The sequence below is a fragment of the Chryseobacterium daeguense DSM 19388 genome (assembly GCF_000430825.1).
GTDB lineage: Bacteria > Bacteroidota > Bacteroidia > Flavobacteriales > Weeksellaceae > Chryseobacterium > Chryseobacterium daeguense.
The window spans coordinates 1-13,612 of the sequence record NZ_AUMT01000022.1; the positions used below are offsets into that span (position 1 = coordinate 1).

General features: G+C 31.2%; 8 protein-coding genes and 1 pseudogene. 1 reads left to right on the forward strand and 8 read right to left on the reverse strand.

What is annotated here, in order from left to right:
- The 6 genes and pseudogenes from H560_RS22015 to H560_RS0118890 all read right to left on the reverse strand — a co-directional run.
- A pseudogene (locus H560_RS22015) lies at window positions 1-1,103 on the reverse strand (hypothetical protein); the annotation flags it as partial.
- 1,778 nt (window positions 1,104-2,881) lie between these two features.
- Window positions 2,882-3,685, reverse strand: a complete 804-nt coding sequence (locus H560_RS0118865; protein ID WP_027381426.1) for a carbonic anhydrase family protein — start codon at window positions 3,683-3,685, stop codon at window positions 2,882-2,884.
- 306 nt (window positions 3,686-3,991) lie between these two features.
- Window positions 3,992-5,017, reverse strand: a complete 1,026-nt coding sequence (locus tag H560_RS22580) for a hypothetical protein (RefSeq protein ID WP_027381427.1) — start codon at window positions 5,015-5,017, stop codon at window positions 3,992-3,994.
- Between the two features lie 134 nt (window positions 5,018-5,151).
- The gene (locus H560_RS0118875) at window positions 5,152-6,879 is read right to left on the reverse strand and encodes an autotransporter outer membrane beta-barrel domain-containing protein (RefSeq protein ID WP_027381428.1); all 1,728 of its coding nucleotides are present in this window, start codon (window positions 6,877-6,879) and stop codon (window positions 5,152-5,154) included.
- Window positions 6,880-6,913: 34 nt separating this feature from the next.
- Window positions 6,914-7,171, reverse strand: a complete 258-nt coding sequence (locus tag H560_RS0118880) for a helix-turn-helix domain-containing protein (protein WP_155845044.1) — start codon at window positions 7,169-7,171, stop codon at window positions 6,914-6,916.
- Between the two features lie 823 nt (window positions 7,172-7,994).
- Window positions 7,995-8,453 carry a hypothetical protein gene (locus H560_RS0118890; RefSeq protein ID WP_027381431.1) on the reverse strand — a complete coding sequence of 153 codons (459 nt, stop codon included), beginning with the start codon at window positions 8,451-8,453 and terminating at the stop codon, window positions 7,995-7,997.
- A gap of 242 nt (window positions 8,454-8,695) precedes the next feature.
- On the opposite strand from H560_RS0118890, the gene H560_RS0118895 reads away from it, so the two are divergent.
- Entirely contained in the window at window positions 8,696-11,659 is a 2,964-nt protein-coding gene (locus H560_RS0118895) for a sensor histidine kinase (RefSeq protein WP_027381432.1), read from the forward strand.
- Here H560_RS0118895 and H560_RS0118900 read toward each other — a convergent pair.
- Together H560_RS0118900 and H560_RS0118905 are read right to left on the reverse strand one after the other, a co-directional pair.
- Window positions 11,646-12,278, reverse strand: a complete 633-nt coding sequence (locus H560_RS0118900) for a response regulator (RefSeq protein ID WP_027381433.1) — start codon at window positions 12,276-12,278, stop codon at window positions 11,646-11,648. The two genes, H560_RS0118895 and H560_RS0118900, sit on opposite strands and share 14 nt — an antisense overlap.
- Before the next feature lie 480 nt (window positions 12,279-12,758).
- Complete coding sequence (locus H560_RS0118905) at window positions 12,759-13,415, reverse strand: hypothetical protein (RefSeq protein WP_155845045.1); 657 nt, start codon at window positions 13,413-13,415, stop codon at window positions 12,759-12,761.
- Window positions 13,416-13,612 lie beyond the last annotated feature (197 nt).

Here is a 13,612-nt window from a genome sequence, read left to right on the forward strand (position 1 = left end):
GTTGTGCTTACATTAATGATTCCTTTTGTAGGATTAGGAAATATGTTTGTTGGAATTACATTAGAATCATTTGTTCCCAGTGAAGACCTTTGTATTAATAATTTCCCTATACTACTACACATATTTCCTAAAGGGTCTTTCACGTCAACTAAGACAACAGAAGTATTCTGTGTGAGTACATAATTGGTAGGATTTGCAATCGCTGTTAAAGTATTTGTGCTAATATTATAATCATAATAATTAAAAGTATAGCTTGAAGGATTGCTTACAAACTGATTGTTGTAAGTGGTAAGATTTACACTGGTAGTTCCTGCTGCTGCGTTTACATTCAATTGTTCTTGCAAAAGATTAATTTTATAAATAAAAACATTAACGTTCTTAATAGAATGCCTCGCTGTAGCCCCTCCTGTGGATGCAGAAAAACCAAAGTATCCTTGAGACATTGATCCGACCCCTCCTGAAGGAATAAAAGACTGGTTGCAAATTACATTTCCATCCATTGTAATTTTTAGAAGTATAGAATTAGGGTTCGAAGGATCAGCATTACCCGTAATTTCTACGTGCTTATAATTTGCTCCAACAAAAGGCTGACTAGATTGAAGGTTGGCAGAATGAAAAGTACTTCCTGGTGTATTATTGAATTCTATATTACCAACATTTTTCCCATACAGAACATGCAGCATACTCATTTCTGTATCATTAGTATTATTATAGCAATCAAAAGCTACCATGAGCCCTTCAGCATTATCTGGAATTCCAAGACCGTAACCCGATGTATAAGCAGCAGGAGGATTAGCTAAATACCAAAACGCTACCCCATCTCCATGGGCGTATGTTCCATTACCATCAATTCTAAAATCAAATTCGACTTTCCAATGTTTACAGGAATTTAAATCAAATGGAGCATTAAGCTTTATACCACCTACCTGAAAAGTCTGATCAGCAGTTAGCTGAATAAAGTCATTAACGGGAACTGCAGAAGGTACAATATCCCATCCCGTAGTATTTATAGGATTTCCCCCAAGTTGATATATCTGCCCAAAAGATTTTGAATTCAGCAATACAAAAATTGCTACGAAACTTTGTAAAATTATTTTCTTCATTTTCTTTATTTTAAACGCCGGCAAAGTTATGGACACTTTGCGCCATTTAATGTAGTACTTGTTTGCTAATTCATTAGTATTGATTGAATATGAAAACACATATATTATAAATATACGTCAAAAGGACTATAGTTAATAAACAGAATTACCTAAATATGACCTGCAGTCCATAAGTTAAATTATATCAACATGTATAATAAAAGACTACTTTAAAACCAGGAGTTGAAAGCCTCGGCCAAAAACACAATAAGATGAAAAAAAAGACCAAGGCAATCAACAAAGTTCCGTTCTAAGCAATAGCTCTTTGATAATTTGTAAAACTTGAAAAGCTTATTGTTTATATATAATGCAGTAAGGTTTTAATGTAAATTATGAATTTTCATTAATTACTTATAATTTCCAAAAAAATTCAAATCTAATCATTGGTTTTGTTCTGATATTAATTTTAATTTACTTTTATCGCAGACTTTTTAAAACCAAATAAAAAGAAGTAAGGAAAAAGATCAGAGCTTTAAATGACATAACATTAAAATATGTTTATTCCTGCTATAAAAATATTGATAAGGAAAAACTCTGCAATATTCTAATCATTTGTACTTGTAGAATCATAAAAATCATTTAAAAACTGTAAATTATTGATATTATTAACTACATCAACCATTCTTAAACTTTAATTAATAGGTAAAGACTATTTTAAAACTAGAAAGTTTGATTGTAGATGCAGTTTACATATTTGAAAAAGCCCCCCATTAAAAACACTAATGATGAAAAAAAAAGGTGGGGGGCAATCTCAACACTACTCTTTTTATGCTTAGATGATAAATATAAAATAACATAGTGTTAATGTTAATTATAAAATCCCTTACTACTTTATAATGTATGTTTATAATTTAAATCAGATAATGTAATTTCTAATGATTTTTCAGACTATTCTGCTATGTTTGCTTCTAGTTGTAAACAACTTCAAAATCACAATAATAGAGCGCAAAATTATCCTTCCTTAATGCGAAATCCCGTAGGATTATCATTAAATCTGAATCTCATTAAAACTACAAGCCATGAGATTAGTACTACAAGATGAGTTACGATGTTTCATAATAAATGATGATTTGAAATAATCAATAATTTCTCTAGCAAGTTATTCAAAGCTGAACTTGCCAACACAAATGATTAATTCTTAATTTTTGAAGGTTATCAGAAAATCTGTTCATCGATAGATTTCTATTTACAAAAAGGCATTAATTAAGGAAAGCTTAATAATAAAGAATTCTCAACCTATATATGAAATGATTGAGATTTAGCCAACGTACCATTTTATCTTTGTCCCGATTAATATTTTAAATGTTTTGAGGAAAGCATTTGCATAAATCGTCATTTTGCAGTTTCACGTTGAAAAATATTGCTGAGCGAACTCAGCAATAATGAATGATCATTTGTGTATTCAGAATCATAAAGCTATTTATTTTTTTGATGTTTTCTCAAATATTTTCTACCCGCTTGCTGCATTTAAAACTATTGCGACACAAAATTAAAATCTTCAAAATCTAAAACTTGTAAAACTTTTATATAATAACAATAGTATTTAAACTACAAACTGTAAATAGCAGCATGATTTATTATTTGTAATTTTTAGGTTCTTTGCTTTTTTCTTAAATTCTGTGTAATGAGATATTACCTATTAAAATAGAGATTAGTCTTAATCGCAAGACTATATAATATAAAGGTTATTTTACGGTATTAAAATATAATAAACGAGTATTGCTCATCAGTATCCGGTATCATCCAGGACGGTTAACATACACCTTTCTATTATTTAAGGGTTGTAATGAACGGAAATTCGGCTCACTGTAAATGGATTTATATGAATCAAATTCATTTAAGGATAAATGTTGAACATCTTTAAATACGAACCATGTAACCGGCCCTCCATTTACTAAAGAAGAATTAGCTCCAAAATTAGGTGTTGTTAATGATCCACTGTAGGTATAATAACCCGAAGTAGAAGGTAATAATTTTGATAAATCAAAAACAGTATTAGGAGAATTAATCGCGTTATTTACAGTGGGTGACTGGGCAATCAGCTCTTCTAAACCAGAATTGGCATCGCCTAAATTAACCAATACCCCTAAAACCGCATAAGAATTATCTGATGCGATGTTCACAAAATGAATCTCCATGGTACTATAGTTCCCATCAATAGCATGTTCACTGTGGTAATGAAAATGAAAATTGCTTAAATTATATTTTTTACCACCCACAGAAATATAATTATTAAAATAATCGGCATTATTTATATTTATTTTTAAATTTTCACCAGCATTATTCATAACAGAGTTTAATGTTATCGCACCATAGTGGATCATAGGATCATTACTGTGGAAAACGACAGCTTTCGCAGTTTCAATATTAATTGGTGTCTGTGAATCGGCAATGGAGGCAGGTATATTACTGATGTAAATAGGCGTACTAATAAGATCTTTGGGATATGAATTAAGCTCAAAAGAACCTGCATCTGCCTCACAAGAACATAAAATTGATAAATACATTATCCCTATTAGCAGAAAATTTGCTTTTGTTTTCATTGTATAAATATTTACATGTTAAATTGGTTTATAAAATTTAGATTATCCAAGAATATTATATTTTATAAATATGTTTTCAGAATTTTGTAGATAAATTTTCTTACAGAAAAATAATTACTCCGCAAAGGCAATTATTATAACTATAAGAATTAACGATAATATTACATCTCTTAAATCATTTTTGTTCATAATAAAAAGTCGGTGATAAAACCAGGCACTCAACGTGCCTGGTACACACATTCTGAAATTAGGATAAAACACATATAAAGGTAAATAAGCTGTGTCTTAAAACTATTAAGGTTGGAGTTACTGTAATTTTTCTATAAAAATTGTTATACTTGACGTTACTGCCGGAAAAGTCCCCGAAGCACTAAATGCAGGATATCCAACAAAGGAAACTCTATAAATTTCGTTACTGCCAAAGAGACTTATCAATGTTGTGGCAGAGTCCCTGTTACCGGGATTAAAATTATCAGAAAAATTATTCCATGTATCCGCTGTACAATCACGTAATGCAAAAGAAGGGGCATCATTGTCACCTGTTCCAGCCTTCTGCATCCACACCGAAGTTCTGTCGCTAAAACCATTAATTCTGAACTGTGGTGTTGCTACCGAACCTGTCCCGTTATACCTCACAGATATATTTCCAATTGTAGTAATAGAAGTTGTAGGCGTATTCGTATTAATTGGAACAGTATTTCTTACATATGATAACGTTGAAACAGTATTATTCGGTCCTATGATCACATTACACGTATTTCCAAGAAACGATAAAGGCACAGAGATCGAAGTCGGAGAAGTAAAATCTGGTGTTCCGGAGACGGAATATGTAATGACACCGTTACCATTGTTCAAAACTCCGGGATTCAGAGTAAAAGTAAGTCCGTTTTGGGTGAATGATGAACCCGTAAAATAAGTTCCTCCATTACCTCCGGAATATGGGATTGTAATTGTTCCGCTATATGGTATCCCAGAAGTGAAACTTAAAGGAAATACAGAGCTTCCGATACAATTGAGACCTGTAATAGCTGGTGCAATAGTAGAGTTATTATTTATTGACCTCCACTCGGTTCCATTCCAAAAAACGAAACCTTTAAAAGTAAGTCCTCCCAATCCCGTATTATAGACCAAAAGCCCACTCGCCGGAGATGGTATTGTGATCTGATCTGTGGGACTTGTTAATGCTATTCTGGGAATAAGGAGCCCTTTGTTATTAGACGTTAGATCCAATACAGATGAAGCATGCGGGTCAGGCGTATTGACTCCAATTTGGGCATAAAATACAGAAGTAATAAACAATGTATTCATTAAAAAAAATAATTTTTTTTTCATAGTTAAATTTTTTTAAGTTAAATAATTGCTAAAGAATAAATAAACTTTAGCAATTATTGGTCATCAAAGTGTTGATAGAATCTATCTTTAAATATTTTCATACCTGCCTTTAGGTAAACTTGCTTAGATATTTATCAGAAAACTGATATTACCCACGTGTGAGGTACCCCGTTAATTGAGAAATTAAAAATTGCACTGCTTCCATTATGAGAAGAAGGGTATCCTGATATATTGAAATAAAGCATGCCATTACGAGGGTCATAGTTATTATTCATAGCAACCAAGTTTAATCCTATAACCCCCGATGAAGATACTGTTGTTAAAGCAGGAGATATAGTTCCTGTACCTCCAGTAACTCTGATAAATCCAGTTGCACTAACATAATTATTTGAATTGACCATCACCGCCAGAGGAAATTTATTTGCATCAATTAACAAAGGAGCGTTAACACAAACTGAAAGATCTTGCCAAGCTCCATTGCCATAACCTTTAAAGCATTTTCCCGTAGTATCAAAAATAATCATCCCATCGGAAGGGCTTGATATAGCTGACGGACCAGTTACACGGTTAGTTATAAACGCTTTATTGGTCGCACCCAAATCTAAACTGGCTTGAGCATTTGGCGTCGTATTTCCAATACCTACACTTCCATTTCCCTGTACTCTTAAATATTCTGTATAACCAGGGGTATGATTAAGATTTCCAAACGCAACCCTAAAAACTGGGTCTGTATTAGCCACTGAATCATTTCCGTTTAACACCATAACCCCTTGATTATTATTACTTTGCAATTCTAGAGCTGTCGGGCTAAAAATTCTTGGCGAATTGGTGATTGGATTATTTGAAGATCTGGTAATTGTTAAACCTGAACCTGATGAAGCCGGCACAACATTCAAATCACCTCCGGTAAAAGTAATCGGATGTCCTGCCTGTGTCACTGTCCTATTCCCTGTTAATGAGCCATCAGCATTGTAAATATTGGTACTAGCTGTACTGGCATTTTGCCAGCTTGCAAGGCCGTTTGCATCACTCACTAATATTTTCCCTGCCCCCTGGGTTCCGTCTGTTATTTTTATATTTCCGGCTACATCCAGATTTGCTGCTGGTGCCGTAGTTCCAAGATTTATTCCTACTCTTCCTCCGCTGGTTAGAACCATTCCTGGCGCTTCTGCCGGGGTAGAGGAGGCATGAAACTGAAGAAAGCCCGAACTTAATCCTAAGCCATAAAAATCATCCCCTGTGGAATTATTGAATACAGCTAATTTCTTCCCTGCAACATCAGTTACGCTGCTTCCGACTGCACCTCCTAAATGAAGTAAATTTTTAGGTGCTGTTACATCAATTCCTAAGTTTCCAAATTCATCAAAACGCCCTGCTTCTCTACTGCTATTAATAAGAAAAGCCAACGCGTTATTCTGAACTGTACCGTTTCCTCTATGGATCCCCATGATACCTGCACCAGAATAAGAAAAATTATTATTGATTTTAGCATTGAACAATACTGAGCCAATAACATTGTTATTTGATAAATTTGCCCCTACATTGGAACGACGCAGAATCAATTCATGCCCATTACCAATTGGGCTTTCATCATCAAAAAGATAATCATCGTCAATATCCGATGCGGCAGCATGGTTATATAAATGCAGCCTTGCAGCAGGATTAGTGATTCCAATGCCTACTCTGCCCAGATTTGATACTGCCAGGTCATTAGATTGTTGCAGTGTGGTAGGTACTCCTGATACAGCATTATCTTTTCCTCCATCCACGTGAAATGCAGCTTGAGGATTAGATGTATTTACTCCAACTTGAGAATAATACACAGCCGGTAATAATACGGCCAATACGATTGTTGTTTTCATCTTTATTATAGTGTTAATTAATTGATATGTCGATTTAAGTAAAATTCATCAATCTCTTCCATTTAGTTATAGTAGTTCTGCTAATTTTAAACTGATTAGATAATTGTGAATTATTTAGATTATATTCTTTCTGATAATTCAGTATTTTCAAAATTGTATTTTTGTCATAAGATCTATGGCTCTGATTAAACATTTCAGTATCCTGATCTTCATTCTTACCAAATAATACCCTGTCAAGCTCCATGACTTCCAATACTGTCATATTTTCTTTTAATAAATGATTAAAGTCCATCTTTTTATGATGGAAATTAATTTCGATTATATCAGAGTATATTTTTCTATAATTAGGTTTAATTTCATCTTTCATACTATGTTTGCTAGTTATATTAACCTCATACTATTTGATCGTATTTGCTTATCCATTTATATAGAGTAGTTTTTGGTATCCGATACTCCTCTATTATCTGTTTTTTTGTCATTTTGCCGCTTTTTTCCATTTTTAAGATGAAGGCGATTAGATCTTTTGTATAAATATTTTTCCGAAATCTCGGAAGTTTTGAAACATTATCTGGATGTTTCTTGTACTGGGTATTTGCCATGGGTGAATACAAAACCAAATGCTGAGTGTAAATCCTAAAAAAATCGTACTCCAGTAGTTTACTCCATTTCAAAAGCATATCACAATCAATGCTTTTTGACTTATAGACTGACTCAATGTCTGATATACTGCATTTAAAAAAATTGCAAATACGATCCATTCCCATTTCGATTTCATTTACTCTTTCTTCAATAAGACTTCCAATAACAATTATTTTAACCGATTTCATATTTACTTTTGAATATTTAAATTAATTATCTTCTTTCTTGAGGTTAGCGGACAGGCTTTATCATTTTTACTATGTGGGTCATATTTATAATTATTATAATTATATTGTTATTGACTGATATATATCCATTTTAAAAGTTTGGTCTCAAAAACTGAATGCCCTAGCGAAAAATATTAGATGATGATGAAAAAGCCAGGGCAATCTTTTAAATTACTTCTTCGGTCTAATTGGGCTTGATTGACCAATCAAATACAAAAATTGTAGCATAAATAATAAATTAAATTGTTATTACGATAGCACGTTGCCATCTTTTTCTATCAGACTTACAGTGGTTCTACTGGTACCATCCGATTTAGTATCTAGTTTAACTTCTGAGTTAGACGGATCATTAACCCAGGAATCATTTGTAATATCAACTCCGGTAATTTTTTGCCACATAGTACCATCAAAAAAATAATAACCTTCTGCCACGATATTTGCTGTTTTGGAGCTTGATATAGTAACCGCAGAGGTGGCAAAAATAATTGTTCCTTTCTGTGAAGATCCATATTTGCTATCTGCTGATTTAATCTGGTCTCCTGTTAACCTGGGCACTAACAATCCTTCCGCTCTGCTGCCATCTGTACTTTTAGCAGTAATATCCAAAGTTGTTTGGGGATCTATATTATTTATCCCTATTTGGCCAAATACTATTAACGGTATTGTTATTGTGCCAATGATCATTTGTTTTTTAAGAATTGTTTTCATCGCTAGTTTTTTATTAGTTGATAAAATACCTGGTTTCAGTTACAAAAAAACATTCATAGATCTTTAATATTTTAAGTAATTTTAAAACATTGTTTACATTAAGAACTATTACAAAATTATAATAGCTAAAAATGATTAATTGTAGAACTATCATGTAATTGAAGTAATACTTAACGTACAATAATTAAAACTAATATTACATTATTTATTACCCTGTTTTTTTTCCTTTGCAAATCTAAAAAATGAAAAAATCCTTAAACATATTATTAATATTGATGTGCTTGCTATACAAAGGTCAACAGCAAAGAAATTACTACGAAAAGTGGTATACTACTGAAGATAATATGTTACCTCAGAACACTATTAAATCAATCGTACAAGACAAATATGACTTTATATGGCTATCTACAGAAAACGGAATTGTAAGATTTGACGGTAAAGATTTTAAAACATATGATAGTCATATTCCAAACGTTGAAAATAGAACCATGCTTATAAACGGTGCAGCAAAGGACGATTGGCTCTTTACTTTTTTTCAATCAGGTGAAATTCCTTCCATTATAAGCAAACGTAACTGTTCGATTGAGCTTAAAAATTCGGTAAATAACTCGAAAATAAAAAAACTTGGCGCAGAAAATTTGTATAAAATTTTAAAAAGTAATTCGGAAAGTATCAAGCGAAAACGATTCTATTACTTTATCTCCAAAAACGAATATTATGTATTGGATAATTATAATCTATATTATCATAACAATAATAGAACCAAGCATATTAGAAAGCTTAATGATTATATTTATTATAATTTCTTTTTATCTGGCAACCAATTATTTTACCTTAAAGATTCTTCTTCAATTGAGCAAATTTGCAGAACGGGCCAAATAATAAAACATTCAACTGGTATAACGAAAGCCTTAGATTATGCCGCTTTTGTAAATAATGCCAATCAACAAACCTTAATAAGAAATAACAATAAAATATACTTGCTTGAATATGTAAAGAATAATATTGTTTCAACAGTTCTGTACGAGGACAAAAAGCTAAACCAGATTATGATCTCTTGTTTATATTATGATCGGAAAAATAATATGCTTTTAATGGGAACAGAATCGAATGGATTATTGATGCTTAGAAAAAATTTCATAACAACAATCAAAAGCCCCTCCTCAGGTAATAATATTTTCTACGCTCTGGCAGAATATGACAAAAACCAATTAATCACAGCACAAGGTGAAATCTTTAATAAAGATGGTTATCAGAAAAAACTATTTTTTGATGAAGAGAGTGATTCTTATGGAATTATCACTCTTCAGCCTCGTTCGGAATTTCTGATTAAAAGAGAGAATAAAATACTTTTATATAATAACAATAAAATAAATTTACTATTAGATTTTGGAACTTCTGGTTCAAGTATCTACAGTATTAGCAAGGGAAAGGATGATAAAATCTGGATATCCTTTTGGCAAAAAGAAAAGCATGAAACAGGATACATTGTCATTAAGAATCAAAAAATTATTCAAAAAGAATTTTTTGATATAAAGTATTCTGCGAGAAATATTTTTCAGATTAATGAAGATGAAATTTTACTTGCTACAGAAAAAGGTCTTTTTCTTTTCAATCAGAAAAAAAGAATCATAAAAACTCTTATTCCTAAAATAAACTTCAGGAGCATAAATAGTAATGGAGATAATTTAATCTGGATTGAAACTTATGGTAAAGGGTTATATCTTTACAAGGACAAAAAAGTATATTTTCCTCCAAAATACCTCAGCCAGACACTTTTATTTGCTCATTGTGTCATTGAAGATAATTACGGATACTATTGGATTTCTTCCAACAATGGTTTATTCCAAGTGAAAAAGAAAGATCTTGTAGACTGTTTTTTACGCAGGAAAGAAAAAATTTATATTCATAAATATAACAAAAATGACGGTCTCTCGACCACGGAATTTAATGGCGGTGCAAATACAAATGGTATTAAACAGGGTGATTATATAATCTTTCCATCCATGAACGGATTAATATATATAGATACAAAGGCTTCAAAGCCTATTCTTTCCAGCGAAAATTATTATATTGACAGATTTACTGTTAATGGGAGAGAAATTCCGATTAATGGGATAGTAAATCTCAACAGAAAGTTTGGCTATTTGAAAATTTTTATAGACTATGCTGACTATGGGAATCTGAACAATAATTATCTTGAATATCGTATTGATGATAACCAATGGGAATTACTCACCGAAAATAAAACACTGAATATAAATTCATTATCAAAGGGAAAACATATAATACGATTCAGAAAACTGAAAAACTTTTCATCAGATTATATTTATAAAGCCATTTCATTATATGTAAAGCCAGCCTTTTGGGAGACCTTGTTTTTTAAAATATCTATAAGTACAATCTTTCTCGTACTTATATATATATTTTATAAACTTAGATTAAGGAAGATTGAAAAAGAGAAAAGAATTTTGAACCAAAAGATTGAAGAACATACTTCAGAACTAAAGAAAACCATAACTTCGTTATCTGTTACACGTGAAGAGTTATATGCACAGCTTTCCAGAAGAAAAAAATTTATTGCCTCGATAAGTCATGATATTAAAAGCCCGATTAAATTTATCAAATTAAGTGCTGGATACTTAATGGAAAACACTGACGATACTGAGCAAAAAAAAGCACTGAATTCCATCTACGAATCTTCAGACAGAATCATCGATTTTATAGATGCAACCATTAAATATAATAAAATATTTGTTTATGATAATTATAAAGCAAAAGAAAATGTAAAGCTTTACAGTTTTATCGATCAAAGGATAAGTCTTTTTAAAAATGCTGCCGAATTTAAAGCGCTTCATATACTAAACAAAATTGGTAAAAGAAAGATTATAAAGACTAATCCTGATGTACTTAGTATCATTATTCACAATATCTTGGATAATGCTATTAAATATACTAACCAAAATGGCTCTATATTGATTTACGATCTGAAAAAAGATAATCAGTACAAATTAGTAATCGAAGATACGGGCATTGGAATGTCTCCAGAAGAAATCAAAAAACTAAATGAACCATCTTCTTCTGACGACACTCATTTAGGATATCGTTTTATTAAAGAATTGATACCCCTCATTGATTGTACAATTGCCATTGACAGTACAAAAAATGTGGGTACCAAAATTTTTATTATATTTAATTTAAGTTAAAGAATTTAACTAATGAAGGAATATTATATATTCCAAGCTTTTCGAAAATCCTTCTTTTATAAGTGCTTACTGTAGCTTTGTGAATATTGAGGCGGTATGCAATATCATTATTGGATAGGCCGGAATACAACAGTCTTGCAATTTCTAATTCTCTGGGAGAAAGTGATTCAAGCGAGTTGGTTCCTTTTTTACGTGATATGTTGTCCAAAAGCCTGTCTTTAAGATCCTCACTAAGATATTTACCCGATTCGAAAAAGCGTTGCAGTGCTATGACAAAAGTCTCTTCTTCTAATAACTTACTCAAAAAACCATGTGCACCAGCACTCAGAAACTTAAAAGCATACGTACTTTCCTCCAATGCTGAGAATACCAGTATCTTAAGATCATTGTTCTTTATTGATAAGTTTTCAACAAAATTCAAACTATTGCCATCAGGAAAATTAATATCCAGTATGATATAATCAATGTCGGTGCTTTTAATTATTTTTTTTGCTTCATTGATAGAAGAAGCTTCGAGAATCTGAGTATTTCCAAAGTATTTCCTGATCATTAAGACAACTCCCTGTCTTACAACACAATGATCATCAACTATTAGAATCTTTTTTTTAGTAATGTCCATCTTGTTTTATCATCTTTTTGTGAAACTATTTTACCTAATAAATTAATTAATAAAAGTAATTTTTTAGATTTAACTGAAAAGTATATCAATTGCCGGAATTCGGAAACCAACCGATAACATTGTGTTTTTAAAGGTTTTGTAATCATGATATTAAAAGTTTTAATCAAATTTACAACAAATTACATTTACTATAGATAATTAATATTTTAGTAAAAGTGATTTTAATCATTCCGATTGTCCTCAGAACAACTGCTAAAATTTTCACATTATGATTACTAACCCCAAATTAATTATTGAAAATGATTACCAAATAAATAGGATGTAAACAAATCAAGAATCCCATCTTTTGAATGGGATAAAAAATGAATACTAAGTATTTATAGAATGATGGATGTTTTTTAAATTATTTTAAAAACGAATGGTATCTAATAATACAACTTTTTAATATTAAAGAATTTTCTGCTAAATCTAATTGGCAGGCTATATACTTAAACTTGTTTTTAATAATTCTTTAATTAACTTTTGATTATTTTTATACGTCTTGAACTGTTCTGGACTCAATATTTTCTTGAAATCTTTATTTAGAGCATTCATATTACCGGATATAATATCAGAGGCTTTTTTGCTATCAGCAGTCTCCGGTGTTATATATTTTTTTCCAATATGTTTTCCAAAAACCTTGCTCACAGCCTCAGCTCCTTTAACGTTTATATCATATACCTTTTGTGTTTGCCTTTCTGTAAGATCAAGCATTGGAATCATCACAAATGTTCTGAAACTTGCCATCTCTTCTACTCTATTTTGCTTTAAAACACTCATTTGTTCTGAAGTAAGTATTGCGCTTAATGATTTATCTCGCTGAGCCAATATCCCCACAAATTGATCAGCAATTGATTTACTGTCAATTGTGTCAGAATGACCAATAATTTTGTTATCAAGTGCATCAAACGCTTCTGATGCCACTTTATTAACATACAATACTTTATTAACCTGTGTTTCTGTAAGATGCAAATACCTCAAATTGTCAGTCATAGTTTTAGCAACCGAAGTGGAGGATGCTGTTTGTGCCCTTACAATTGTAGCACCAAATAATGTAATGACAGCAATCATACCAGCTGAAATAATTTTTTTTACCATGAAAATTTAATTGTTAGTTGTGTTTATTTAATTAAGTATTAATTGAGCAAAAATATAAAAATCAATAACATCCCGTTGTAGTATTATTTAATAGTGGTCGTCATATAAAAACTACAATTTGTAAGATTTTCACTTCCTCTCTTATAACAGTAGACTTAAAAGGATAAATAATATTTAAATATAGTTTTGCCAGCACT